This is a genomic window from Candidatus Pelagibacter communis, assembly GCF_001179845.1.
Lineage (GTDB): Bacteria > Pseudomonadota > Alphaproteobacteria > Pelagibacterales > Pelagibacteraceae > Pelagibacter > Pelagibacter ubique_Q.
In genome coordinates this window covers 103,698-128,449 of record NZ_CVSB01000029.1, presented here as the reverse complement: position 1 = coordinate 128,449, position 24,752 = coordinate 103,698, and the positions used below count along the sequence as shown (strand labels likewise).

Below are 24,752 nucleotides of genomic sequence, written 5' to 3'. Positions count from 1 at the left end.
ACATAATGAGGCATGTTTTTTGGCGGTCCCTAGGGGAATCGAACCCCTCTTTCGAGGATGAAAACCACGTGTCCTAACCGATAGACGAAGGGACCAAAAGCTGCTTTTTATTGTAAATTAGATAATTAATCAAGTATATCATCAAATATTTTGTTTCAATTTAATTACCTCTTTTAATCCAGTAGATTTGTGAGTGACCAATGTTTCTGAAACAAAAAAATCATCTTCAATTTTAATACCTGAAACTAAATCACCAGAAGTTATTCCCGTTGCACAAAAAATTGAATCACCTGAAACTATTTCATTAATTTCATATTTTTTTGATAAATTTTTTATACCCATTTTTTTTGCTCTAGTTATATCTTCATTAGTCTTAAATAAAAATCTTCCTTGAAAACTGCAATCATAAGCATCTAATGCAGCAGCAGCCAAAACACCCTCTGGCCCACCACCAATTCCTAAAAATATATCTACATTAAACTTATCATCTGTTACCATTAAAGCTCCAGATACATCACCATCGGTGATTAACTTTAGTTTTACTCCTAGATCAGTGAGTTCATTTATAATTTTTTTATGCCTTGGTCTGTCCAATAGACATGCTGTTAAATTTTCAGGTTTCTTATTTAAATAATCACTTAGATTTGAAATATTTTTTTTAATAGAATAATCAAGATCAACAACATTTTTTTCTTTAACCCTTGTTGAGATTTTATCCATATAAGTTTCTGGTGCGTTAAATAAATTGTTTTTTTCTGATATTGCAATAACAGATAATGCTCCTGGTAGATTATTAGCAGCAAAATTTGTTCCTTCCAAAGGATCAACAGCTATGTCTAATTCAGGACCATTTTTACTTCCAAGTTTTTCTCCAATATAAAGCATTGGTGCATCATCCAATTCACCTTCGCCTATGACTATTCTACCTTGAATATCCATTTTGTTAAGTTCTGACCTCATTGAGTCAACTGCAGCTTTATCTGCTGCAATTTTATCTTTTTTTCCAACTAGGTATGAGGATGATAGTGCAGCTTTTGATGATACATTAATCAACTGATCAACAAATTTTTTATCTATAGCCATTAAGCTTTTTCATCGGTAAATTCTTCATATTTAATTTTAGATTCAAATTCTCTTAAACGCTTGTATACGCTAGCAAGCTCAATGATTGTAGGCCATGCTTTTAATATATATTGCATTGATCCCTCTACTCGTCCAAATGCTCTTATTATTTGCTGCATCACCCCAAGGGTTACTGCGCCAGCAACTATAGCAGGTGCTAAGAAAACATAAGCCGACAAAACGTTAGCTTGTAAATAAGCTATTCTTCCAATATTAAAATACAAATATCTAATGTAACTCAAAAAATGAATACTTCTTACACCATCAAATAATTCTTCAATAGTTTTTGGTCGTACTGTTCCATCGTCTTCTGCAATTACAAGTATTTTTCTATAAGCCGCCTCTTTTTTTTGGAGATCGTACTCAACTCCAACCAATCTTAAAATTAAACCTAGTAAAATTAGAAAAATTGTTCCTCCAACTGACCAAATTAAAGCACCAACAATTAAACCATAATCCCAATCACCAAAAAAGAATATTGGTATTCCTATACTTAATCCAAATAAGATAGGCATAAATTCAACAAGTATCATTACAGCTTCAATTAAGCTCGTTCCTAAAGACTCCATTATTCTAGAAAACTTTATTGTATCCTCTTGAACTCTTTGAGCCGCTCCTTCAATTTTTCGGGCTTTATCATAAACACTGTGATACCACTCGACCATAGCTGTCCTCCATCTAAACAAATAGTGTGAAGTAAAAAAGCTGACTATTACTGCAACACCAACATAAATTGCTGCCAATGTTATAAAAGACAATAAACTTGACCAATATTCTGCTATTGTAATTGAGTTTGGAGCACCAAGTGCTTTTTGAATCATGTCATAAAATTCACCAAACCATTCGTTAATTTTAACATCTATTTTAACCTGGATCCAAAGAGATGATAGAATAATAGCTGAACCAATCCATGACCAAAGGAACCAATTTCGTTGTGTAAAAAATCTAAACATTATTTACTTTAAAAAATTATCAGCGTAGGATTTCTTTACAGTTTTTCTTTTTCGAGGTTCAATTAATTCAAAATCTATCTTCTTTTTTTTTGCATAATTAATTGCCAATTCCTTTGAAGAAAATTCTAATTTTAATTCTGTATATGTATCGGATGAACTCTCCCAACCCATTAAAGGATTTTTTGTTGGATCTTTAGTTTTAAATTCTAAAATCCATTTACTATTTTTTGCTAATCCAGATTGCATTGGATTTTTATTTGGAATGTAAATTATAGCTTTTTTCATAAATGATGGTCGGAGTGGCAGGATTCGAACTTATAATCTTGAACTCCAATTTATTAAGTGTTTATACCAATTCATCTAATAATTGAATTAGAAAAATTGACATTTTTCCCATAAAATAATCGTTAATTGGTGAGTGATATATCAAATTGAGTTATCGTTTACCCTCTCAAAATCCTCTCGATAGCTATTACTTATCAATAAAGTACAAAATTAACAAAATAATTAAATGAAAATAAAATAAAACCACTTACAAGGATAGAAAATATAATATCACTGTGCTTTGGGATAGTTTTAGAAAATCTATTATTTTGAAATTTTTGTAAATTTCTCTCTTTCCTGAAAACAAAATAGGCTCTAATAATAAAAACTATTAGCAGAATATAGATCCAATAAGTAGAAAAATTATTAGATGATAAAATTAGATTATAAAGACCATGTAAACAAATAGGAAAAAATAAAGCTAAAAATAAAAAAAGTTTCTTATTTATTTTATCAAAAATAGCTTCGATAAGAAAGAAACCCATAAAAACTCCTGTCAAGGCATGAAGGGGAACTGCAGAAAAAGCTCTTATTAAAGCAATATCTTTTGCAAATGCTAAGCTCACTTTAGATCCTGAGATTACGTATTCCCAGTTTTCATAAACAGCAAATCCAATAGATGCTGCTACACTATAAACAAGAGCATCCATGGGTTCATTAAATTCATTTAAATACAAACAATAGTAGATGACGATTAAAAACTTAAGAGTTTCCTCTAAAAATGCTGCTCTTATAAATGACATATAAAAATGATTAGACTCAGTTCCAAAGTTTGTTGTTTCTAAATAACCCTCGAAAAAAGGAATTAATATCATTAAAGGAAAGCTGATACCTGCCCCTAATAATAAAGTTATAAAAACAATTCTAGGAGGTTCTGGAAAATAATCTCTCTTATAAATATAAAAAAAAATAATTATAGCAGGAAGTATAGCGTAAAGAGATAATATTATAGTGTTTTGTTCAGATCCAAACAAATGATATCCTTAATCATCTTTTTTTTTAGCTCTTCTTTTAGGTTTTGAAGTATTATTTGACTGTTCATTGTCTCCACCTCCAAATAATTTTCCTAAAAAAGCTAGAGGTGCTAACAAAATCCACCAAAATTTTTTAAGAAGTAATAGAATACCTCCTGCAGCTGCCGCTCCCCCACTACTTTTCAAAGCCTTTACGCCTAAAGATGTTGCAACTAATGCTCCTATACCAGCTGCAGCTATCTTATCTCCTGATTTATAGTCTTTATAAGTATAACCTTCAGTAAAAGAGGTATCTAAACTTGCACTTTTAGCGAGATCTGCATTTTTTCTTGTATCCGATAAATCTCCAAAAACAAAAGTTTGATCGATATAACCTTCTCGACCTAGAATTATATTCTTGCTTTCCATTGATGTAGAATCATTATTCCAAATAACTTTATATGAGTAAGTAACAAGATTTTTTTCTTTATCTAAACTTGGCTTATAAATCCAATTAATTTGTTTAGCATAAGATAATCCATCTCCTTGATCTGTGTTGGCATCTCTTAAACCTTGTATAAGTTCTTCTGGTGAAACATCAGACCAATCATCAATTTTAACATAACCATTGTTTTCAGGTTTAGTTATTGTGTATGAATAATTATCACCAAAAACACGTATTGCATCCATTCCTTCAGTTCTTCCATATGCCCACCAATCATATTGATCAATATCCTGACCAAGTAGATACAACTCGTTTTCATAAATTTTTAAGTTTGCATTAGAACCTGGTATTTTTATAGAAGTATTTTTTCCATCTTCATTATACCATTTGAGGGTATTAATTTTTTCATTCCATTCGGTGTCTGTAAGTTTTTTTTTTTCAATCGCGTTTAGCTGTGTGCTAAAAAGAAAAATAATAGAAAATAAATATAAAAATATTCTTTTCATGAAATTACGTTATCAAATAATTAATTATAAAACTATCAATTTGTCACTAATAATAATTGTATTTATCCTCCCTTTTATCCTCCCTTTTATCCTCCAGTTTAGGTTAATGATTAAATAAATATTGAATATAAATACTTTTAATGGTCGGAGTGGCAGGATTCGAACCTGCGACCCTCTGGTCCCAAACCAGATGCGCTACCAGGCTGCGCTACACTCCGATCCGAGTACTAATACAGCAGTTATTGATAATTTCAATGTATAAAGAAGCCAAAATTAAAGAAATTTGGTTAAAATCTGGTATATAACGAAGCATGATAATCACTTGTCCAAATTGCAACAAGCAATTCAAAATTGATAATTCTTTAATATCTGATGAAGGCCGAGACTTGCAATGTGGGTCATGCAATCATATTTGGTTTTATAAAATCGAAGAAGAAAATAATGAAGTATTAAACTTGAATGATGAAATTGTTAAAGAAGAAATTGAGACTGAAGCTGAAAAAAAAGAAGAAAATATTACAACTGAAATAAATTACAAAAAAAAAGAAAAAACTTCAGAAAAGCAAAAAAATAATAATGCATCTAAAAATACATCAACCAAGGTTAGTAAGTTTTTCTCTTATTTAATTGTATTTATTATATCTTTTGTAGCATTAATTATATTGCTAGATACTCTAAAAACTCCATTAATTAATGTATTTCCAGCATTAGAAATCATATTATTTAACCTTTTTGAAACATTGCAAGATATAAAACTATTTATTATAGACCTAATTTAATTTTTTTTATGATTAATTATATCTCTAAACCTTTTAGATGGTTTTTTAAATTAGAAGCCGCTAGTGGTCTTGTTCTTTTGTTTGCTGCAATAATTGCATTATTTATAAGTAATTCTGGACTAGCAGATTTATATTTTAACACTTTAAATAAATATTTATTTATAGGTATAAATAATTTTGGATTAAAATTATCTGTATTACATTGGATTAATGATGCCTTGATGGCAATTTTTTTTTTCTTTGTTACTTTAGAAATTAAAAGAGAATTTTTACAAGGTGAGCTTTCAAATATAAAGCAAGCTTTATTACCAATAATAGCAGCTGTGGGAGGAATGCTAGTTCCTGCATTATTTTATGTTTTTATAAATTTAGGTGATAGCGAAACTTTGAATGGATGGGCCATACCGTCAGCTACCGATATAGCTTTTTCTTTGGGAGTTTTATCCTTGTTAGGAAAAAGGGTTCCTTTATCATTAAAAGTATTTTTAACAGCATTAGCTATAATTGATGATTTGGGAGCCATAGTAATTATTGCCCTTTTCTACTCTGGTGATTTAAGCATTAAATATTTAACTTTAATGTTATTAGCTTTTATTGTTTTGTTGTTAATCAACAAATTCAATATTAAAAAATTCTTACCTTATTTAGTTGTTGGTTTATTTCTTTGGGATTTCACCCATAACTCAGGGATCCATGCTACTATTGCTGGAGTTTTGTTAGCCATGACAATTCCGCATAGAAAAAAAGAAAAAGATTTTTCTTTATTAATAAAAATAGAACATGCAATTAGTCCATATGTTGCTTTTGGAATAATGCCATTATTTGCATTTGCAAATGCTGGAGTATCTCTCGAAGGTTTGTCGTTCGCTTCATTACTTGATAAGGTTCCCCTTGGAATCGTATTAGGACTATTCCTTGGTAAACAACTAGGTGTTTTTGTCTTCTCATATGTGTCAATAAAATTGAAAGTGGCTCAAATGCCAAATGATACAAGTTGGTATAATTTTTATGGAGTAGGAGTTCTTACTGGGATTGGTTTTACAATGAGTTTATTTGTTGGAAATTTAGCTTTTGTAGAAAACATGCAATATATGGATGGTGTAAAAATTGGCGTATTAACTGGATCGTTGTTGTCAACTTTATTTGGTTATTTTTTAATATTACTCACACCCAATAAACCTAATAAATGAGAAAAGTAATATTTTTATTTTCTATAATTATGTTTTTTTTTAAAACTTCAGCAACTGCTAACTACGAAAAAAAAATTTATGATTTTAGTATTGAGAGTATAACTGGCGAAACAATAAATTTTAAAGATTACAAAAATAAAGTTATTTTAGTTGTAAATACAGCAAGTTACTGTGGATTTACAAAACAATATGATGAATTACAAGAATTGTGGGATTTATATAAAGAAAAAGGTTTAATTGTTCTTGGTGTTCCATCTAATTCGTTTAATCAAGAAAAAAATAATAATGCTGATATTAAAGAATTTTGTGAAGTAAATTTTAATATTAACTTTCCTCTTACCACATTAACTGAGGTTAAAGGCAAAGATGCTCATGAACTTTTTAAATGGGCAAAAGAAAATCATGGTAAGTCGGCAGAACCTAAATGGAATTTTCATAAAATTTTAATTAATAAAGAGGGTAAAGTTCAAGATACATTCGCATCATTTACAAAACCAACTTCAAAAAAAATAATTAAAGCTATAGAAAATAGCTTATAAGTTTATTGTCAATCCATCATATGCTGGTACAACATTTCTAGGTAATTTTTTTTTTAGCATTTTGTAATCTAGATCTGTATGTAAATTAGTTAAGATTGAATGTTTTGGTTTAAATATTTCAATCATTTCAATTGATTTTGCCAAATTAAAATGTGAAGGATGAAATCTATACCACAAGCAATCAATTATTAAATAATTTATATTTTTAAAATATTTAAAATCTTTGTTATAAATTTTACTAACATCGCTTATATAAGCAATTTTATTATCAATTATAAAACAGTTAGATTTAACATTTCCATGTTCTACTAAAATAGTTTTAATCTTAATTTTTTTTTTATTATTTATTACATGTAAATTTTTACTAAGTTTATTTAGTTTCAATGTAGCTGGATATTCTTTTGAAAATTTATCAAAACAATATGAAAAACTATTTTTTAAATATTTAGAAGTAGATTGATCTGCATAAATATCAATTGGTTTTTTTCTATTTATAAAAAAGGCTCTAAGATCATTAATCCCATGTGTCTGATCACCGTGCATATGAGAGTATAAAACTTTGTTAATTTTTTTTATTTTATGCCTTAAAAGTTGTTGTCGTAAGTCAGGAGATGTATCTATAAGAATGTTTTCATCTGTAGTTTTTATTAAAGCTGAACATCTTGTTCTATAATTTTTTTTATTATTTGGATCACAATTTCCAAAGAAACCATCTGGTCTTGGTACACCCATTGAACTACCACATCCTAAAATAATGAATTGCATTAATTTCAATTAAAAAATAGTTTATTAAAGTTATCTGTAGTTTTTTTGATAAAATTCTCTTTGGATATATTTTTAATTTCAGCTAATTTTGTAGCGGTATAATCAATAAATGATGGTTCATTTTTTTTGCCTCTTTTAGGAACGGGTGCTAAAAAAGGACTATCAGTCTCAATTAAGATATTGTCCATTGGAATAGATTTAAACGTATCTTGTAAATCTAATGAGTTTTTAAAAGTAATGATACCACTTGCTGAAAAGTATGAATTTAAAGTCATTAGTTTTTCTGAGAATTCTTTAGATCCAGTAAAACAATGCATTAAAATTTTAAGGTTTTCATTTTTGTATTCATTTAAAATCTCAAAAGTTTCTTTTTCTGCATCTCTTGAATGAACAATTAATGGAACATTGGTTTTTATGGATGCATCTATATGTTCTTTAAAACTTGCTATTTGCTTGTCTTTTTCACTATTGTTGTAATAAAAATCTAACCCAGTTTCTCCAATTCCAATAATTTTTGAGTTTTCATTGAGACTTTCAATGATTTGTTTTGAATTGATAATATCCGTGGAGCTTTCATGAGGATGAATACCAATAGTACCATAGATCATCTCATCTTTATTAATTAATTCTTTTACCCTAGAAAAACTTTCAAACGAAGTTGAGATAGTTAATAATTTTTCTATACCCACTTCTTTTGATCTTTGTATTACATTATCTAAATCACTTAATAATGGTTCATGATCTAGATGGCAGTGTGAGTCAATCATTGTCTTTTTCTATTTTTTTAAAAAGTATATCTATTTTATTAATATTATTACCTTTGGTTAAATATTCATTATTAGAAACTGAATCTAATTTTATATTTTTTTCTTCAATGTCAAAAATCTTTAATGCCTTTAAAGATGACTCAGGAATAATTGGATATAGTAAAAAACTTATTTTTCTAACAATTTCTAAGGTAGTATAAACGATAGTATTTAATCTAATTATATCGTCTTTCTTTTTCCATGGTTCTTGATCATTAAAATATTTGTTAGCTTCAAAAAGTGAATTTACAATATAATCAATGTAAAAATTAATATTTTGATTGTCAATTTGAGACCTGATATTATCTAAATTATCTTTATACTTATTTAGTATTAATAAATCCTCATCATGAAATTTAACTTCTAATGGAATTTTTCCATTACAATTTTTTATTGCAAAAGCGGTTACACGTTGACATAAATTTCCATAATTGTTAGCTAGATCACTATTAATACAATCCTCTAGTCTTTCTTGAGATATATTTCCATCGTTACCAAAAGAAACTTCTTTAATTAAATAGTATCTTAAAGGATCTAGACCATACTCCTTAATTATTTCAAGCGGATCAAGAATATTTCCTTTAGATTTAGACATTTTTTCTTCCCCTGATAATATCCATCCATGGCCATAAACTCTCTTTGGTAAATCAATTCTTGCTGCTAATAAAAAAGCAGGCCAATAAACAGCATGGAATCTTAGTATATCTTTTCCAATTAAATGTATTGAGGCTGGCCAAAATTTTTTAAATAAATCATCATCTGTATTAGGATAATTTAATGCACTTAAATAATTTGTTAAAGCATCGAGCCAAACATATATCACGTGTTTTTTATTATTCGGAACAGGTATGCCCCATGAAAAACTTTTTCTACTAACAGAAAGATCTTTAAGACCACTCTTTACAAAACTAATAACTTCATTTTTCCTAGATTGAGGAGCAATAAAATCTGGATTAGATTCATAGTATTCTAATAACGGTTTTTCCCACTTTGAAAGTCTAAAAAAATAAGATTCTTCTTCAATCCATTCAACAGGAGATTTTGATGATATAGCAATTTTTTTTCCGTCTAATTCCTCAATTTCGTCTTCGTTATAAAAGGCCTCATCTGATACTGAATACCATCCAGAATAGTTTGATAAGTATATATCGTCATTTTTCTCAAGTTCATTCCAAAGATATTGAACTGTTTTTTTATGTCTATCTTCTGTAGTTCTTATAAAATCAGTATTAGATAAATTTAAAGTATCCGAAAGATCTCTAAAGGTTTGACTAATTTGATCACAAAAAGCTAGAGGATCCTTCCTTGCTTTTTCCGCAGATCTTTGAATTTTTAATCCATGTTCATCTGTACCAGTAAGAAAATGAACATGATAATCATCAATTATTTTAAATCTTGCAAAAAAATCAGCGATAATGCTTGAATATGCATGACCCATATGAGGCTTAGCTGATGGGTAGTATATAGGCGTTGTAATATAATAATTTTTATCCATTTAGTATTTTATCCTCAAATTCCATAAACAATGTTTCCTCATCTAAATTATAAGTTCTAGTATTATTAATTTTTTCTAAAAAATAATGGTATGACTTTAGTAAATTAATATTTTTGCTAGATATATTGTTTCTAAAATAAAGTTCAATAAAAGAATAAATGATTTCAATAATTGATTTATCTTTTTTATAAATTTTATTTTTAATTATGGTTGTTAGTGTTGTGTTTAAATCAAAATTAACAAGATCTAAGTCATATTCCTCAGATAAGTTAATTAATTTAAATAATTTTCCAGGAGTTGCATAATAATCAAATAACTTGTTATTGATAATAGTATTTATGTCATTGTTTAGTAATTGATTAACAGTTCTAATTGACTGATCTTTTGTTAAAAAAATTTTGAAATTTAAACATCTGGATTTAAGAGTTGGTAGTACTCTTTTATTGTTATTAATTAAAATAAAATTTATGTTTTCATTAGGTTCTTCTAAAATTTTTAACAAAGCATTAATAGAATTTAAGTTTAATAATTCAATATTATCAATTAAAACAAATCTCTTTTTATTATTAAACGAGGATTTATTTAGATTTATTATCAATTCCCTAATTTGATTTATATCAATATTTTTTTTTTCCTCTAAGACATCAATTAAGTAAAAATTTGGATTAGATTTATTTTGTATAAGTTTGTATGACTTATTATCTGGATTAATTTTATTTTTTTCAAAATCATATGGATGTTCTTCATTTTCCGACAATACAAGATTAATTAAATGATATGCTAGTGTTGATTTTCCAATACCTTTTTCACCAGATAAAAGAATTTTATTAGGCAAAGTATCATTTTTATATAATTTATATAATTGATTAAAAACTTCTTTGTGCTCAAATAAATTTATTTGAGTTAGGGGATTTAAATTCATTTAATTAATTTTTTAATTTGATTAATTATTAAATCTTCATTTGTTTTTATATCTAAATTAGAATCAATTATTTTGTATGTTTTTTTATTCGATTTAGCTAATTTCAAAAAACCTTTTTGAACTTTATTATAAAAATTCATATCAAACTGATCATATCGATTGAGAGATTTTCTATTTTTTAATCTTTGAAATAGATTTTTTTTATTTACAATATTTAAGAAAGTAAAGTTGACTTTAATATTTTTTAATAAAAATCTATTTATGATATTTATGATGTTTAAATCAACACCCATACCATAATGCTGATATGCTATAGTTGAGTCTGTAAATCTATCAATCAAAATAATTTTTTTTTTGTATGTTTTTTTTATAAGATTTATATTTTCACTACGCGCTGCTAAATATAAAAGTAAATCAGTATATATGTTAAAATTAGATTTTTTATTTAAAATTAATCTCCTTATTTTTTCAGAATTAAGACTTCCACCTGGTTCTCTTATCTTTATATAATTAATTTTCTTTTTATCTAAATATTTAGATACTTTATTTATATGATGACTTTTGCCACTACCCTCTATACCCTCAAAAACAATGATGGGTTTTTTAGACATCACCCCAAATTAAATAATTTATTGATTTTATTAATCTTGTAAAAAAATTAACTTTTTTAATTTCTTTCGATGAAAGTAAATCATACTCACCAATGAGTTCTTGATCATAAACAACTCTTAAAGTGGCTATTTTTTGATCTTTTTCAATTGGTGCTTCGACTGGTCCATCATACTTAACAACAACTTTTAAAAGTTTTTTTTTCGCTTTTTTGATTGTTTTATAAATATCTTCCTTTGTATATGCTTCCACACTATTCTCTTTTCCTAACCAAACATCAATTTTGTGTAATGGTTTATTAGCTTTAGCTATTTCTACAAGATCATAGTTGGTAAGACCAAATGTAAGTAATTTTGTGCTCTCTTTAGATCTAGCGTTTTTTGAATTAAAACCACTTCCTACAGCAATCAATCTTCTGCCATTTCTATCTATTGATGATGCTAAAGAATATTTTTCAACTGCTAAATAACCAGTTTTTATACCATCTGCTCCAAGATTTTTATAAAGCAAAGGATTTCTATTTCCTTGTGTTATTGGATCACCCCCTGTTCTATCCCACGTAAATTCTTTTTCAGCAAACATTTTGTAAAATTCAGGATGTTCTTTAATTAAATATCTAGACATTTTTAAAATATCTCTAACAGTTGAGTAATTGTTGGGGTCATTTATTCCCGATGAATTAGAAAAATTTGTATTATCCATCCCTAATTCTTTTGCTTTAGCAGTCATTAAAATTGCAAATTCTTCTTCAGTACCTGCTATACCTTCGGCTAATGCAATACATGCATCATTACCAGAAGCAACAATAATACCTCTTAATAAATTTTCTACAGAGACCTGATCACCTACCATTATAAACATCGATGAATATCCAGATGTAGATAATCTCCAAGCTCGCTCAGATATTATAAATTTTTCGTCTAAACTAAGATCGCCTGATTTTATTAAATCAAAAGCAATAATTGCTGTCATTATTTTTGTCATAGAAGCTGGATAAATTGAAATATCTGGCTCTTTTTCATAGAGAATTTCTCCAGAATGATAATCTTGTAATATTGCAGTTCTTGCCTTTACATCAAAATTAGCTTTTGAAACGCCTGCTAATGAAAAACTAAAAAAAATTACAATTAATAATATTCTAAACATCTTTTAATATCTCTATATTTTCAAAATTTAATACTTTTATTTCGTTAAATGTTTTTTCTAGTTTTTTTATATCATTAAATGGACCCAATAATACCCTATATTTAGTTTTAGATAATTTCTTAATTACAGATCTTTTTATATTTGTCTCATCTTTTATTCTATTAACCATATTTTCTGCTGAGTCTCGGTAATAAAAATCTGCAATCTTTATTGAATATAAAAATTTATGTTTTTTTATTTTGACTTCTTTAGTCTTTTCTTTGCCTAGATTATCTATTGTAATTCCGTCAACAGGAGCTTTTTCAGCTACACTTTTCTCTTCATCAAAAGTCTTTGCCTTTTTAGCTACAAATGTTGAACTTTTTGAGATTAAAACAAGATCGATATAAGGCTCTTTAGCGTCAAGTGATAACTCCTCAGCAATTCGTTGCGTAATTACAGAGTTATAAAAAGTAGAGAATTTAACGTTATTAGAGATTACTTCTGCTATAATTGATTTATCATTAATAGGATTGGTAATTTTAACAAATGAATTTTTTTTAATTTTATTATGAAAAATTAAAAGAGACCTATTATCGATTTTTTTAGATATTTTTTTTTCTTTTTTTAATTCATCATCATAAATTAAAGCAAATCCAGTATTACTATACTTTTGATCACTAATATAAACTAAGTTTTTATTATTTTGATCAAATTGATTACATGCAGATAAAAAAAGTATAGAAATAATTAATATTAGTTTTTTAAAGTTCATTTTTAAATTTATCTTTTAATGTACAAACGGCTAAAGCAAATCGCAATGACCTATTCCATTTTAATATTATCTCATAGTTATCAAATACAATATAAGCTGGATTTAAAGTTTCGGCATCAGGTATGATATCTTTATCTGGAGTTATAATAGCTACCTTTAAAGAGTTGTACTTATTATCTATTTGATCATTATTTTTAATAAATTTTCTAAAATATTTTAACTTTTTTTTATCATGAAGTTTTTTTGCGGAAATATTTAAATATTTACTTGGTATATTATCTGATAAATCAATTCTATAAAAACAAGGATTTTCACTTTTCCAGCCTATTTGATTTAAATAATTAGATGCAGAAGCATAAGCATCATTATTATTTTTTAAATCTATATATCCGTTGCCATCATGGTCAATAGCATAATTTTTCATTGTTGATGGCATAAATTGAAAAAAACCAAAAGCACCTGCCCAAGACCCATATAACGTTTTATAATCTATTTGATCATTTTCTATTAATCGCAAAAGTATTAATAATTCATTTGTAAAAAATTCTGATCTTCTTTTATCAAAACTTAAAGTTGCCAAAGATGATAAAATATCCATTTTACCAACATACGTTCCAAAATTAGTTTCTATTCCCATCAGGGCTAATAGTAACTCTCTCTCTATGTTAAATTCGTTTTCAACAGTATTTATTAATTTTGAATTTTTTTCATAGAATTTTTTTCCTAAAGAGACTTTTTTTAGAGATGTTCTTTTTGAAATATAAGTTTTAGTATCCTCATAAAATTCAGGTTGATACCTATCGTATTTTATCACATCTGATAAAAATTTAGTATCAGACATAACTGTATCAAACGTTTTTTCTGAAATATTGTTTTCTAAAGCTATTTTTTTGAAATTTAATTTCCAATTTTCAAATTCTTTATTGATATCAGCAAATGAGAAATTAATAGAAATAAAAATAAAAAATAAAAAAAAATTAATTAGTTTCATGCAAGTCCTTCAAATATATAATTACAGCAATCCAAATAAAAATAAAACTAACTAATTTTGTTATTGAAAAAGGCTCGTTGTAATAAAAATAACCCAATAAAAACTGAAAAGTAGGAGTTATATAAAATATCATGCCTGTCGGTCCTAAACCACAGAGTTCAACTCCCCTAACATATAAAAATAAAGGTATAACGGTCATAGGTCCAGCAAGATAAATAAATAGCATCATCGAAGGATCAGATAATTGAAAATCATTATAACCTTTGCTTGCTATCAAATAAAAAGCCAACAGTGCAAATGGTAATATAAATAAACTCTCTATAAGAAGACCTACATCAGTATCAACATTAATTTTTTTTCTAACTAAATTGTAAAACCCCCAACTTAAAGCAACAATTAAACCAACCCAAGGCAATGATTTAATACTTACAATAATTAAAAAAAGGATGGATAGAATAACCAACAAGATTGAAAAGACTCTTTTTTTATTTAGTTTCTCTTTAAAAAAAAGATAACCAAGCATTACGCTTAAAATGGGCATAATAAAATATCCAAAACTTGCATCTATAATTCTATTTGTTGCTATAGCATATATCCATACACCCCAATTTATAAAAATTAAAAAACCTGAAATAAATAAATAAAATAATTTTGATTTATTTTTTACAATTTGAAAAAAAATATTCCATTTAGAGAAAAAAAAAGTAGTCAGAATTAAAGTAAACGCTGTCCATAAACATCTATGAACTACTAATTCAATATGCCCAATATAAGCAATATATTTAAAATAAATTACACCAAAAAACCCCCACCAAAAAGATCCAAACCCAGCCAGTAATAAGCCTTTATTAAATTCTTTATTCATAGGAAACCATGATGCTTGTAATTAATAAGTTTATTAGACTATTTTAAGGTTGAATTAAATAATTATAATTATAAAACCTTGCTCACGGAGAGATGGCTGAGCGGTTGAAAGCACCGGTCTTGAAAACCGGCAAAGGGGCAACTCTTTCCTGGGTTCGAATCCCAGTCTCTCCGCCATCATTTTTTTGTATACTCAAAATTTTTATATAAAAAATTAATGTTGTTATTTTCAAATTCAAAATCGGTTTTAAAACCATTGTAAAAATTATACAAATTAGTGTCATCAATATTCAGTAGTTTTTCTAAATCAAGAAGATCATTTTCATTTAAATTATCTATATATTTTTTTGTAAATGCACCCAAAAGATTATCCATTTCTTTTGTGCCTCTATAATTAGATCGGTAAATAATTTTTTTTTTTAATTCATCTATGTTGATCATAATAATTGGAATATATTAGTAGTTAATGAATAATAAAACAAATTATGAATATTTATTGTCAGATTTAAGTTCTTTAAAAGGTGTAGGAACTAAAACAAAAAATTTATTAAAGAAGAAAAATATTAATAATTTATTTGATTTACTATGGAAACTTCCAAAATCTTATACAGACAGAAGTTTGTCATCAAAAATAAAAGAATTAAAAATAGGTGAGATACAAACAGTAACTATAATTCCTCAAAAGTATAACTTTCCACGTATAAGGAAATTACCAAATAGAGTTTTATGTAGTGATGAAACTGGTGAAATAGATTGTATTTTTTTTAATAGTTATGAGGGATACATAAAAAAGATACTTCCATTAGGAAAAGAAATTACTGTTAGTGGTAAAATAGGTCATTTCAGGAATAAATACCAAATTACAAATCCAAAATATGTTTCTGAGGATTCCTCTTTAATCAAGCAAACTCATAATAAATATTCATTAACTGAGGGTATTTCTGAAAAAATATATAATAAAATCTTAAATCAAATAATCAATAATTTACCAGTTTTTAATGAATGGCACTCTAAAAGTATTTTATCTAAATTTAACAATATAAGTTGGAATAGCTCAATTAAAGAACTGCACAAACCTGAAAATATTGGAAATTATAAATCAAATTTCTATCAAAGACTTGCTTTTGATGAAATATTTTCAACATTTCTTGTTAATTCTGAAATAAGAAAAAAAATAAGAAAAATTAAAAAAAAAAATAAAGTTATTAATTTTAATAAACAAAATTCTATAATTGATAAATTAAATTTTTCTCTTACCGATGATCAGCAAAAATCACTTAACGAAATAAACAAAGACTTAAGTTCACCAAATAAAATGTTTAGACTTTTACAAGGAGACGTTGGTAGTGGAAAAACAATAGTGTCTCTTTTAGCAGCAATAAATACAATAAATTCTGGTTTCCAGGTTGCTTTTATGGCTCCTACGGAAATTCTAGCAAGACAACATTTTACTCTAGCAAAAAAATTATTTCCTAAAAATATAAATATAGCTCTTATTTCTGGAAAATCAGAATACAAGGTAAAAAAAGAAATACTTCAAAGATTAGAAAATAATAAAATTGATATTATTTTTGGTACACACGCTATTTTTCAAAAAAAAGTAATTTTCAAAAAATTAGGATTAATAATTATAGATGAACAACATAAGTTTGGAGTGAATCAGAGAAAAAAATTGTCGGACAAAGGTGGATCAAATTGTGATGTATTATTAATGACAGCAACACCTATACCAAGAACTTTAACAATGACAATTTATGGTGATATGGATATTTCAATAATTAGAGAAAAACCTAAAAATAGAAAACCAATTAAAACATATAGTAAATTAGAGGTGAAAATTGAAGATGTTTTAAAATTTATAAAAAAAGAAATTAACTTAGGAAATCAAATTTTTTGGGTTTGTCCTTTAATTGAAGAATCTAAAAAATTGGATCACTCATCAGCTGTAAAAAAGTATGAATATTTAGAAAGCAAGTTTCCAAATCAAGTTTGTTTGCTTCATGGAAAAACTGATGTAGATGAAAAAAATGAAATTCTAAACAATTTTTTAAATAATAAATTTAAGATTTTGGTTTCTACTACGATTATTGAGGTTGGAATAGATTTTCCAAATGCAAATACGATTATAATTGAAAATGCTAACAAATTTGGTTTATCTCAACTTCATCAATTGAGAGGTAGAGTTGGTCGTGGAGATAAAGACTCTACATGCATATTAATGTTTAAATCCAATCTAAGCGAAAACGCAAAAAAAAGAATAAAAATTTTAAAAGATACTAATGATGGTTTTTTAATATCTGAAGAAGATATGAAATTACGAGGGTTTGGGGATATTTTGGGATTTAAACAAAGTGGTGTAAAAAATTTTAAGTTAGCTGATCCAATTCAGAATAGTGATCTTTTCTTATTAGCTGAAAAAGAAATGAGAAGAATAGAAAAATCAAATGAAGATATAAGTAAATTCAAACCTTTGATAAAATTGTACGATAGAGCTGATATAATAAACGATATAGCTTAGTTTTTCTTTTGAGATGTTCCTGCAGACACAATAAACTTAGAAGCCTCTTCAAAAGACATATTTAAATATATTACATCCTCAACTGGAAACATAAGTAAAAAGCCGCTTGTAGGATTTGGCGTTGTTGGTACAAAAACATTAATTAATTTTTTATTTGTTTTTTCTGACATTTCCCCTTTGTTTTCTTTTGTTGCAAAACCTACTGCCCAAACACCTCTTCTAGGATACTCAATTAAAACTACACTTTTTTTACCATCATCTTTTTTTGAAAATGTCTCAGTCATTTGAACCACTGCAGAATAAACAGTTCTCAAAAAAGGAATTCGTTTAAATAAATCATCAATTAGTTTTAAAATTCGTCTACCAAAAAATGATAAAGACAGGCCACCAACGATAGTAATAAGTAAAATTGAAATTACAATTTCAACACCAGGTATATTGAAAGGTAAATAACTATTTGGATTAATATTTTTTGGAATTAAGTTTGAAGATATTCCAATTAAAATTTTAGTTAAATATAAAGTAAAACCTATCGGTATTAAAACAACAACACCAGTAATAAAATAGTTTCTTAATGTTAATGAAATAGATTTTTTTTTTGATTTTTTTGACATAAGATTAACTGTAACTAGCGTAAATTACAAAAACAATACAAACAATAAATAAAACTATTAATATTTTATTATTTAGATTCATCTGATAAAATTAATAGCAATTTTATTTAGAAATGGATAGAAGAAAATTTTTATCATATGTTGGTTGTAGTTGTTGTGGGTTAATACTACCTTCATGTACTACAGCTCCTATCACAGACAGAAAGCAATTAAAAATAATTCCTGAATCAAGATTAAATTCTCAAGCTGCTCAAATATATGAAAAAATTAAAGAAAAAGAAAAAATGAGTGATGATTTTGAAACTTTAGAAAAAATAAAAGAAATTGGTAGTAAAATGGAAAATTCAATAGACAAATATTTTACTAGTATTAACGTAGAAAATCCTACCTCAAATTTTAAATGGGAGTATATTTTAATTGAAAAAAAGACTAGGAATGCATGGTGTATGCCTGGAGGAAAAATTGCGATTTATACTGGAATTTTAGAAGCTACAAAAAATACAGATGGTTTAGCTGCAGTAATGGGTCATGAAATTGCTCACGCAGTAGCAAAACATTCTGTTGAGAGAGCAAGTCGTGGTGCGTTGATTAATACTGGAACCCAATTATTTGATATTTTTAGTGGAGGAAAATTATCTCAAGTCAATAAAGTAACAGGTATGAATACTGTTGGTATGCTATCTCAGATTGGCTTAATGAATCCATTTAGCAGAAAACAAGAAAGTGAAGCTGATTATTTAGGTATGATTTTTTCATCTCTTTCAGGTTATGATATTAGAGAAACAGTTCAGCTATGGGAAAGGATGAAAAAACTTAACAAAGGAAAAGAACCAGCTGAATTTATGAGCACTCATCCATCATCAGAAAATAGAATAAAAAATTTACAAAATTGGATGAATGAAATAATTATAAAGTATCCACCTATTAAAATAACTTAAATAAGTTAATTTAATATGGTGAGCCGTGATGGACTCGAACCATCGACCCATTCCTTAAAAGGGAATTGCTCTACCAACTGAGCTAACGGCCCACAAAATTGATTCATTTTTTCTAAATGAATATTGTGTGTATACAGATAAATTTTTATTTTTCAATTCGTTGTATGTAAAAGTTTTCATTAATTAAGCTTGTTAAATTAAGGAATTTGACTTGATTATATACACAAAATGGCACACTTATTTTAACTACAACTTATCTATGTATTTATTGTGAAATTCATCAAATGTACCAGTATTTATATTTTTTCTTATTTGAAACATCAATTCTTGATAAAAATTAATGTTGTGAAGTGTTAATAACATTGAAGCTAATATTTCATTAGTGTTAAACAGATGATTTAGATAATTTTTAGAATATTTGTTTAAATTAAGATTTTCACAATAAGGATCAAGTGGTGTATTATCATTTTGATACTTATTATTTTTAATATTTACCCTTCCATTCCATGTAAAAGCTAAACCCGTTCGCCCAGATCTAGTAGGTAAAACACAATCAAACATATCAATACCTCTTTTTACAGCTCCCAGAATGTCTGATGGCGTACCAACACCCATTAGATAGTGTGGTTTTTCATTAGGTAAAGATTCTTTGATATCATCTAAGACATTGAACATTTCATTTTGTGTTTCTCCTACTGCTAATCCACCAATAGCATAACCATCAAAACCAATTTTAATTAATTCTTCAAGTGATTTAAGTCTTAAATCTTTAAATAAACCTCCTTGAACAATTCCAAATAAAGCTTTATGTGGATTGTTACCAAATGCTATTTTTGATCTTTCTGCCCAGTAAAGTGATAAATTCATCGATTTTTTTATAACATTATAATCATTAGTTTTCTTTGGGCATTCATCCATAATCATTACAATATCAGAGTTTAAACCTAACTGTATTCTTATACTTTCTTCCGGACTTAGATAAAATTTTTTTCCATCAACATGAGAGTTAAATATAGCCCCCTTCTCTCTATCAATTTTATTTAATTTTGATAAAGACATAACTTGAAAACCACCAGAGTCAGTTAATATAGGTAAATCACAGTTCATAAAATTATGAAGTCCACCTGCAGATTGAATTCTTTCAACACCTGGGCGTATCATTAAGTGGTAAGTATTTGAAAGTATGATTTCGGAGCCTGTTTTTTTTATATCATCTATTGTACAAGCCTTTACTGTGGCTTGAGTTCCAACAGGCATAAAGGCAGGTGTTTGTATATTTCCACGATGTGTCTCAATTAAACCACACCTAGCAAATTTATCTTTTTTTAAAACGTTAAAGGCAAATTTTTTTAATGCCATTAAAAAATTTATTGGGATTTGAAACTAATAATCTTATCTGGATCAGTTACAGCACCGTTATTGTTTTGATCACCTCTTTTTATTTTATCTACAAATTCCATACCCTCGACTACTTTTCCAAATACTGTGTATTGTCGATCTAAAAAAGGAGCTGGCTGAAAGCAAATAAAAAATTGACTATTTGCACTATTTGGATCTTGAGCTCGTGCCATTGATAAAGTTCCTCTATCATGTGGTAGACTATTGAATTCTTGCTCTAAGTCAGGAAAATCTGATCCACCCATTCCAGCTCTTCTAAGATCAAAATCTTTAGATTCTGAATTTCCAAATTTCACATCACCTGTTTGAGCCATAAATCCATCAATAACTCTGTGAAAAACAACATTATCGTATTTACCGCTATTTGCTAATTCCTTAATTCTTTTAACATGATTTGGAGCAACATCATCAAACAATTCAATTTTAACGTCACCATCTTTTAATTTTAATATCATTATATTCTCCTCAGCTATTGATTGGTTGGTAATAAAAAAAAACAAAATAAGTATTCTAATAAAAATTTTATTCATATTTCTCTTTTAAAGACTTGATTGTACTTTTGGTAGTAAATTTTTTAATATCACCTTTTAATTTAACAATCTCTTTTACAAATCTAGATGAAATAATTTGATTTTCTACATCAGACATTAAAAAAATTGTTTCAATATTTTGGTTCAATTTTCTGTTCATACCAGCTAATTGAAATTCATATTCAAAATCAGATACAGCTCTTAATCCTCTTAAAATAATGTTTGATTTATATTTTTTACATAAATCAGTGGTTAAAGAGCCAAATGATACTACTTTTATTTTTTTCCTATTTAACTTTAGATCTTTAAATAAAGCTTTGTTTACTATTTCTATTCTTTCTTCAGAACTAAATAGATAATTTTTGTTACTTTCATCTGAGACACCTACTACTATTTTATCAAATAATTTTAATGATTTTTTTATTACATCAATATGTCCGAAGGTAATTGGATCAAATGTTCCTGGATAAATTGCAATTTTACTCATTAAATTAAATTATCATCAATTTTAATAGCTGAAACAACTTTTTCTTCTCCTGATAACTTAATTATTCTAACTCCCTGTGTATTTCTTCCTGCAGTTCTAATTTCTTTAACAGCTACTCTAATAACCCTTCCTTTATTTGTAGAAATTAAAATTTCGTCACCCTCAAAAACTGGAAATGATGAAGTAATATTTCCATTTCTTGGTGAATTTACTATTCCTATAATTCCTTTACCACCTCTGTTAGTAACTCTGTAATCTGAATGAGAAGTCTTTTTTCCATAACCGTTTTCACTTATTGATAAAACAAATTTCTCTTTTGCTATTAATTCAGATTTTTTGTCTTTTGATTTTTTTTCGTTTTTATTAATTTTATCATTATCGATAACCGACAAAGATACTATTTGATCATTTGGTGCTAACTCTATTCCCTTAATTCCTTTAGAAGATCTACCTTTAAAAACTCTTAACTTTTTGGCTTCAAATCTAATACATTTTCCAAATTTTGTGCTTAAAATTACATCTTGATCATCTTTGCAAATTTTAACACCTACAATTTTATCATTGTTATCTAATTTCATAGCAATTTTTCCAGATGCATTAATTAATGAAAAGTCTTCTAAACTATTTTTTCTCACTTTGCCTTGAGCAGTAGCAAATATAATTTGATAATTTTTTAAATCGGTTTCATCTTCCGGCATTGGCATAATTGAGCTTATTGCTTGGTGACTCTTCAAAGGTAAAATATTAAATAAAGACTTACCTTTAGATGATGATGAACCCTCTGGGATTTTCCATGCTTTGATCTTGTAAACTAAACCCTCAGTAGAAAAGAAGAGTACTGAAGTATGAGTATTTACGGATAATGTTTGAACAACCGAGTCTTGATCTCTAGTTGTTATGCCTGATTTTCCCTTACCACCTCTTTTTTGTTTTTTTACTCCATCTAAAAAACCTCTTTTTATGTATCCTTGTAATGTAACTGTAATTATTACTGATTGTTTTTGGATAGTTTCTTCAATATCATAATTTAAAACAGCATCTATAATTTTAGTTCTTCTTGGAATAGCAAATTTCTCTTTAATATTTTTTAACTCTTCACTGATTACTTTTAAAAGCTCTTTTTTGGATGAAATAATCTTTTTATATTTAGTGATTAGTTCAGCTAGTTTTTTAATTTCAACTTCGATTTCATTTATTCCTAATGCAGTTAATTTTTGAAGTCTTAATTCTAAAATGGCTAAAACTTGTGATTCAGATAAAGAATAAAGATTTTTGCCTTTTTTTCCTTCTACTAAAGAAATTAATTTTTGTGACTTATTTATTTTCCATTTGTTTTTTAAAATTGATACTTTAGCTTCATCTGGTGTTTTAGATGATCGAATAATTTTTATTATTTTATCCAAATTTTCAACTGAAACTGATAATCCTATTAGTATATGAGCGCGTTCCTCTGCTTTTTGAAGATCAAATTTAGTTTTCTTAATAATTACATCTTCTCTAAAAGTTAAAAAATTTGATAAAAAATCTTTTAAAGTACAAGTTTGAGGTTTTCCCTCAACAATAGCCAAAGTATTAAATCCAAAAGAACTTTCGATTTGAGTATTTTTATATAATTGTCTCTTTATAGTCTCTGGCTCTACACCATTTCTTAAATCTATTGCTACCCTAATACCTTCTCTGTTAGATTCGTCTCTAATATCTCTTATTCCTTCAATCTTTTTTTCTCTTACTAATTGAGCAATCCTTTCGTTTAAAACAGATTTGTTAACTTGATAAGGTATAGAAGTTATTACAAGTCTTTCACGTCCATTTTTTTGTTGTTCAATTGAGATTTCACCTCTAATCTTAAATGATCCTCTTCCATTGTTATATCCTTGTTTAATTATATCTTTACCTATAATTACACCACCAGTTGGAAAATCTGGACCAGGTATATGTTTCATTAATTCTTTAATTTTAATATCTTTGTTATCTATTAAGGCCAATGTACCATCTATAATTTCACCTAAATTATGTGGAGGTATACTTGTTGCCATACCAACTGCGATACCACCAGCTCCATTTACTAATAGATTTGGAAACTGTGCTGGTAAAACACTTGGTTCTTTCTCTGTTTCGTCATAATTACTTTTAAAAGTAATTGTATTTTTTTCAATATCGTCAATTAAATATTGAGAAACTTTTGATAAACGAGTTTCGGTATATCTCATTGCTGCTGCTGGATCACCATCTATAGAACCAAAATTTCCTTGACCTTGAATTAACGGTAAGCTCATCGAGAAATCTTGCACCATTCTAACTAAAGCATCATAAACAGACTGATCACCATGAGGGTGATATTTACCAATAACATCTCCAACTATTCTTGCAGATTTTCTAAATTGTTTAGACCAATCGTATCCACCTTTGTACATTGCATATAAAATTCTTCTATGAACAGGTTTTAAACCATCTCTTACATCAGGAAGTGCACGACTTACAATTACACTCATTGCATAAGAAAGATATGATGAGCTCATCTCATCATGCATTGAGATTAATTTTATATTTTTATCTTTAAACTCTTCAGTATTTTTCATAGAAACTAAAATGGAATTTCATCATCCATATCTGACACTTGTGAAGAATCCTCAATATTATTTTGTTGAGTTGTGTCATTTTGAATTCCACCACCAGAATTACTCCCTCCCAACATTGTGAGTGAAGAATTATATCCTTGTATAACTATTTCAGTTGAGTATTTGTCTTGTCCAGATTGTTCATCTTTCCATTTTCTTGTAGCAAGTTGTCCCTCAACATAAACTTGAGCACCTTTTTTTAAGTATTGTTGAACAACATTTACTAAACCCTCATTAAATACAACCACTCGGTGCCATTCAGTTTTTTCTTTTCTTTCGCCTGTATTTTTATCTTTCCAGGATTGACTTGTTGCAAGGCTTAGTCTGGCTACACTTTTGCCATTTACCATTTGCTTAATTTCAGGATCTGCGCCTAAACGACCAATTAATAATACTTTATTTAAACTTCCAGCCATAATATTTAATATTTGTTAAATTAGTTAATTAGATTTATATCACAATTCTTCTGAATATTAATTTTATTAA

The 24,752-nt window shown here is 27.2% G+C and carries 26 protein-coding genes and 4 tRNA genes; 6 read left to right on the top strand and 24 right to left on the bottom strand.

The window, feature by feature from the left end:
- Positions 1-20: 20 nt before the first annotated feature.
- From AMN81_RS02780 to AMN81_RS02750, 7 genes are all read right to left on the bottom strand, one after another.
- Positions 21-95, bottom strand: a tRNA-Glu gene (locus AMN81_RS02780).
- 46 nt (positions 96-141) lie between these two features.
- The gene (gene glpX, locus AMN81_RS02775) at positions 142-1,083 is read right to left on the bottom strand and encodes a class II fructose-bisphosphatase (RefSeq protein ID WP_072090602.1); all 942 of its coding nucleotides are present in this window, start codon (positions 1,081-1,083) and stop codon (positions 142-144) included.
- Entirely contained in the window at positions 1,083-2,075 is a 993-nt protein-coding gene (locus AMN81_RS02770; protein WP_072090601.1) for a putative transporter, read from the bottom strand. Before AMN81_RS02770 ends, glpX begins: the two co-directional genes overlap by 1 nt.
- 3 nt (positions 2,076-2,078) lie before the next feature.
- The gene (locus tag AMN81_RS02765) at positions 2,079-2,360 is read right to left on the bottom strand and encodes an ETC complex I subunit (RefSeq protein WP_072090600.1); all 282 of its coding nucleotides are present in this window, start codon (positions 2,358-2,360) and stop codon (positions 2,079-2,081) included.
- A 194-nt stretch (positions 2,361-2,554) separates the two neighbouring features.
- The gene (locus AMN81_RS02760; protein ID WP_072090599.1) at positions 2,555-3,373 is read right to left on the bottom strand and encodes a PrsW family intramembrane metalloprotease; all 819 of its coding nucleotides are present in this window, start codon (positions 3,371-3,373) and stop codon (positions 2,555-2,557) included.
- Positions 3,374-3,382: 9 nt separating this feature from the next.
- Positions 3,383-4,303 carry a DUF2167 domain-containing protein gene (locus tag AMN81_RS02755; RefSeq protein ID WP_072090598.1) on the bottom strand — a complete coding sequence of 307 codons (921 nt, stop codon included), beginning with the start codon at positions 4,301-4,303 and terminating at the stop codon, positions 3,383-3,385.
- 141 nt (positions 4,304-4,444) lie between these two features.
- A tRNA-Pro gene (locus AMN81_RS02750) sits at positions 4,445-4,521 on the bottom strand.
- Positions 4,522-4,614: 93 nt separating this feature from the next.
- Between AMN81_RS02750 and AMN81_RS02745 the strand changes: the two genes are divergently transcribed.
- From AMN81_RS02745 to AMN81_RS02735, 3 genes are read left to right on the top strand one after another with little or no spacing between them, the layout of a single operon-like run.
- A complete protein-coding gene (locus AMN81_RS02745) occupies positions 4,615-5,082 on the top strand; it encodes a zinc-ribbon domain-containing protein (RefSeq protein WP_072090597.1) in 468 nt (155 codons plus the stop codon).
- 8 nt (positions 5,083-5,090) lie between these two features.
- Entirely contained in the window at positions 5,091-6,272 is a 1,182-nt protein-coding gene (gene nhaA, locus AMN81_RS02740) for a Na+/H+ antiporter NhaA (RefSeq protein ID WP_072090596.1), read from the top strand.
- Positions 6,269-6,811, top strand: a complete 543-nt coding sequence (locus AMN81_RS02735; protein WP_072090595.1) for a glutathione peroxidase — start codon at positions 6,269-6,271, stop codon at positions 6,809-6,811. Before nhaA ends, AMN81_RS02735 begins: the two co-directional genes overlap by 4 nt.
- Here the strand turns inward: AMN81_RS02735 and AMN81_RS02730 are convergent.
- Genes AMN81_RS02730 through rarD form a run of 9 tightly spaced genes read right to left on the bottom strand, consistent with a single transcriptional unit; the run spans position 6,806 to position 15,164 of the window.
- Positions 6,806-7,576 carry an MBL fold metallo-hydrolase gene (locus AMN81_RS02730; RefSeq protein WP_072090594.1) on the bottom strand — a complete coding sequence of 257 codons (771 nt, stop codon included), beginning with the start codon at positions 7,574-7,576 and terminating at the stop codon, positions 6,806-6,808. The two genes, AMN81_RS02735 and AMN81_RS02730, sit on opposite strands and share 6 nt — an antisense overlap.
- 5 nt (positions 7,577-7,581) lie before the next feature.
- Positions 7,582-8,343, bottom strand: a complete 762-nt coding sequence (locus AMN81_RS02725; protein ID WP_072090593.1) for a TatD family hydrolase — start codon at positions 8,341-8,343, stop codon at positions 7,582-7,584.
- Positions 8,336-9,877 (bottom strand): methionine--tRNA ligase, encoded by a 1,542-nt coding sequence (gene metG / locus AMN81_RS02720; RefSeq protein ID WP_072090592.1) that lies wholly within the window; start codon positions 9,875-9,877, stop codon positions 8,336-8,338. Before metG ends, AMN81_RS02725 begins: the two co-directional genes overlap by 8 nt.
- On the bottom strand, positions 9,870-10,799 hold the full coding sequence (locus AMN81_RS02715) for an nSTAND3 domain-containing NTPase (RefSeq protein ID WP_072090591.1): 930 nt from the start codon (positions 10,797-10,799) through the stop codon (positions 9,870-9,872). The genes metG and AMN81_RS02715 overlap by 8 nt, the downstream gene beginning before the upstream one ends.
- A complete protein-coding gene (gene tmk, locus AMN81_RS02710; RefSeq protein ID WP_072090590.1) occupies positions 10,796-11,410 on the bottom strand; it encodes a dTMP kinase in 615 nt (204 codons plus the stop codon). Before tmk ends, AMN81_RS02715 begins: the two co-directional genes overlap by 4 nt.
- Positions 11,403-12,554 carry a D-alanyl-D-alanine carboxypeptidase family protein gene (locus tag AMN81_RS02705; protein WP_072090589.1) on the bottom strand — a complete coding sequence of 384 codons (1,152 nt, stop codon included), beginning with the start codon at positions 12,552-12,554 and terminating at the stop codon, positions 11,403-11,405. The genes tmk and AMN81_RS02705 overlap by 8 nt, the downstream gene beginning before the upstream one ends.
- Positions 12,547-13,308 (bottom strand): SPOR domain-containing protein, encoded by a 762-nt coding sequence (locus tag AMN81_RS02700; RefSeq protein ID WP_072090588.1) that lies wholly within the window; start codon positions 13,306-13,308, stop codon positions 12,547-12,549. Before AMN81_RS02700 ends, AMN81_RS02705 begins: the two co-directional genes overlap by 8 nt.
- A complete protein-coding gene (locus AMN81_RS02695; RefSeq protein WP_072090587.1) occupies positions 13,298-14,299 on the bottom strand; it encodes a lytic murein transglycosylase in 1,002 nt (333 codons plus the stop codon). The genes AMN81_RS02700 and AMN81_RS02695 overlap by 11 nt, the downstream gene beginning before the upstream one ends.
- Positions 14,286-15,164, bottom strand: a complete 879-nt coding sequence (rarD, locus tag AMN81_RS02690; RefSeq protein WP_023853812.1) for an EamA family transporter RarD — start codon at positions 15,162-15,164, stop codon at positions 14,286-14,288. Before rarD ends, AMN81_RS02695 begins: the two co-directional genes overlap by 14 nt.
- Positions 15,165-15,250: 86 nt before the next feature.
- Between rarD and AMN81_RS02685 the strand changes: the two genes are divergently transcribed.
- Positions 15,251-15,340 (top strand) — tRNA-Ser (locus tag AMN81_RS02685).
- Here AMN81_RS02685 and AMN81_RS02680 read toward each other — a convergent pair.
- Positions 15,341-15,604, bottom strand: a complete 264-nt coding sequence (locus tag AMN81_RS02680; RefSeq protein ID WP_256998209.1) for a succinate dehydrogenase assembly factor 2 — start codon at positions 15,602-15,604, stop codon at positions 15,341-15,343.
- 25 nt (positions 15,605-15,629) lie between these two features.
- On the opposite strand from AMN81_RS02680, the gene recG reads away from it, so the two are divergent.
- On the top strand, positions 15,630-17,681 hold the full coding sequence (gene recG / locus AMN81_RS02675; RefSeq protein ID WP_072090586.1) for an ATP-dependent DNA helicase RecG: 2,052 nt from the start codon (positions 15,630-15,632) through the stop codon (positions 17,679-17,681).
- On the opposite strand, the gene AMN81_RS02670 is transcribed toward recG, so the two are convergent.
- Positions 17,678-18,295: a DUF502 domain-containing protein gene (locus tag AMN81_RS02670; RefSeq protein ID WP_072090585.1), complete on the bottom strand. Its 618-nt coding sequence runs from the start codon at positions 18,293-18,295 to the stop codon at positions 17,678-17,680. The two genes, recG and AMN81_RS02670, sit on opposite strands and share 4 nt — an antisense overlap.
- Before the next feature lie 113 nt (positions 18,296-18,408).
- Between AMN81_RS02670 and AMN81_RS02665 the strand changes: the two genes are divergently transcribed.
- Positions 18,409-19,233, top strand: a complete 825-nt coding sequence (locus tag AMN81_RS02665; protein WP_072090584.1) for a M48 family metallopeptidase — start codon at positions 18,409-18,411, stop codon at positions 19,231-19,233.
- Between the two features lie 16 nt (positions 19,234-19,249).
- On the opposite strand, the gene AMN81_RS02660 is transcribed toward AMN81_RS02665, so the two are convergent.
- From AMN81_RS02660 to ssb, 6 genes are all read right to left on the bottom strand, one after another.
- Positions 19,250-19,325, bottom strand: a tRNA-Lys gene (locus AMN81_RS02660).
- 154 nt (positions 19,326-19,479) lie between these two features.
- Complete coding sequence (gene tgt / locus AMN81_RS02655) at positions 19,480-20,592, bottom strand: tRNA guanosine(34) transglycosylase Tgt (RefSeq protein ID WP_072090583.1); 1,113 nt, start codon at positions 20,590-20,592, stop codon at positions 19,480-19,482.
- Between the two features lie 8 nt (positions 20,593-20,600).
- Positions 20,601-21,086 carry a peptidylprolyl isomerase gene (locus AMN81_RS02650; protein ID WP_425304112.1) on the bottom strand — a complete coding sequence of 162 codons (486 nt, stop codon included), beginning with the start codon at positions 21,084-21,086 and terminating at the stop codon, positions 20,601-20,603.
- A gap of 67 nt (positions 21,087-21,153) precedes the next feature.
- A complete protein-coding gene (gene coaD, locus AMN81_RS02645) occupies positions 21,154-21,648 on the bottom strand; it encodes a pantetheine-phosphate adenylyltransferase (RefSeq protein ID WP_072090582.1) in 495 nt (164 codons plus the stop codon).
- Positions 21,648-24,227, bottom strand: coding sequence for a DNA gyrase subunit A (gyrA, locus tag AMN81_RS02640; RefSeq protein ID WP_072090581.1), 2,580 nt, complete (start codon positions 24,225-24,227; stop codon positions 21,648-21,650). Before gyrA ends, coaD begins: the two co-directional genes overlap by 1 nt.
- 5 nt (positions 24,228-24,232) lie before the next feature.
- Positions 24,233-24,682: a single-stranded DNA-binding protein gene (gene ssb / locus AMN81_RS02635; protein ID WP_072090580.1), complete on the bottom strand. Its 450-nt coding sequence runs from the start codon at positions 24,680-24,682 to the stop codon at positions 24,233-24,235.
- Positions 24,683-24,752: the final 70 nt, after the last annotated feature.

Excerpts from the sequence above, each read along its gene's own strand:
- gyrA (WP_072090581.1), bottom strand. The coding sequence starts at position 24,227 with ATGAAAAATACTGAAGAGTTTAAAGATAAAAATATAAAATTAATCTCA.
- AMN81_RS02700 (WP_072090588.1), bottom strand. The coding sequence starts at position 13,308 with ATGAACTTTAAAAAACTAATATTAATTATTTCTATACTTTTTTTATCT.
- AMN81_RS02705 (WP_072090589.1), bottom strand. The coding sequence starts at position 12,554 with ATGTTTAGAATATTATTAATTGTAATTTTTTTTAGTTTTTCATTAGCA.
- AMN81_RS02745 (WP_072090597.1), top strand. The coding sequence starts at position 4,615 with ATGATAATCACTTGTCCAAATTGCAACAAGCAATTCAAAATTGATAAT.
- AMN81_RS02665 (WP_072090584.1), top strand. The coding sequence starts at position 18,409 with ATGGATAGAAGAAAATTTTTATCATATGTTGGTTGTAGTTGTTGTGGG.
- rarD (WP_023853812.1), bottom strand. The coding sequence starts at position 15,164 with ATGAATAAAGAATTTAATAAAGGCTTATTACTGGCTGGGTTTGGATCT.
- metG (WP_072090592.1), bottom strand. The coding sequence starts at position 9,877 with ATGGATAAAAATTATTATATTACAACGCCTATATACTACCCATCAGCT.
- AMN81_RS02695 (WP_072090587.1), bottom strand. The coding sequence starts at position 14,299 with ATGAAACTAATTAATTTTTTTTTATTTTTTATTTTTATTTCTATTAAT.
- tmk (WP_072090590.1), bottom strand. The coding sequence starts at position 11,410 with ATGTCTAAAAAACCCATCATTGTTTTTGAGGGTATAGAGGGTAGTGGC.
- AMN81_RS02680 (WP_256998209.1), bottom strand. The coding sequence starts at position 15,604 with ATGATCAACATAGATGAATTAAAAAAAAAAATTATTTACCGATCTAAT.
- AMN81_RS02730 (WP_072090594.1), bottom strand. The coding sequence starts at position 7,576 with ATGCAATTCATTATTTTAGGATGTGGTAGTTCAATGGGTGTACCAAGA.
- nhaA (WP_072090596.1), top strand. The coding sequence starts at position 5,091 with ATGATTAATTATATCTCTAAACCTTTTAGATGGTTTTTTAAATTAGAA.
- AMN81_RS02770 (WP_072090601.1), bottom strand. The coding sequence starts at position 2,075 with ATGTTTAGATTTTTTACACAACGAAATTGGTTCCTTTGGTCATGGATT.
- recG (WP_072090586.1), top strand. The coding sequence starts at position 15,630 with ATGAATAATAAAACAAATTATGAATATTTATTGTCAGATTTAAGTTCT.
- AMN81_RS02725 (WP_072090593.1), bottom strand. The coding sequence starts at position 8,343 with ATGATTGACTCACACTGCCATCTAGATCATGAACCATTATTAAGTGAT.
- AMN81_RS02650 (WP_425304112.1), bottom strand. The coding sequence starts at position 21,086 with ATGATATTAAAATTAAAAGATGGTGACGTTAAAATTGAATTGTTTGAT.
- glpX (WP_072090602.1), bottom strand. The coding sequence starts at position 1,083 with ATGGCTATAGATAAAAAATTTGTTGATCAGTTGATTAATGTATCATCA.
- AMN81_RS02765 (WP_072090600.1), bottom strand. The coding sequence starts at position 2,360 with ATGAAAAAAGCTATAATTTACATTCCAAATAAAAATCCAATGCAATCT.
- AMN81_RS02755 (WP_072090598.1), bottom strand. The coding sequence starts at position 4,303 with ATGAAAAGAATATTTTTATATTTATTTTCTATTATTTTTCTTTTTAGC.
- AMN81_RS02670 (WP_072090585.1), bottom strand. The coding sequence starts at position 18,295 with ATGTCAAAAAAATCAAAAAAAAAATCTATTTCATTAACATTAAGAAAC.
- AMN81_RS02735 (WP_072090595.1), top strand. The coding sequence starts at position 6,269 with ATGAGAAAAGTAATATTTTTATTTTCTATAATTATGTTTTTTTTTAAA.
- coaD (WP_072090582.1), bottom strand. The coding sequence starts at position 21,648 with ATGAGTAAAATTGCAATTTATCCAGGAACATTTGATCCAATTACCTTC.
- AMN81_RS02715 (WP_072090591.1), bottom strand. The coding sequence starts at position 10,799 with ATGAATTTAAATCCCCTAACTCAAATAAATTTATTTGAGCACAAAGAA.
- ssb (WP_072090580.1), bottom strand. The coding sequence starts at position 24,682 with ATGGCTGGAAGTTTAAATAAAGTATTATTAATTGGTCGTTTAGGCGCA.
- tgt (WP_072090583.1), bottom strand. The coding sequence starts at position 20,592 with ATGGCATTAAAAAAATTTGCCTTTAACGTTTTAAAAAAAGATAAATTT.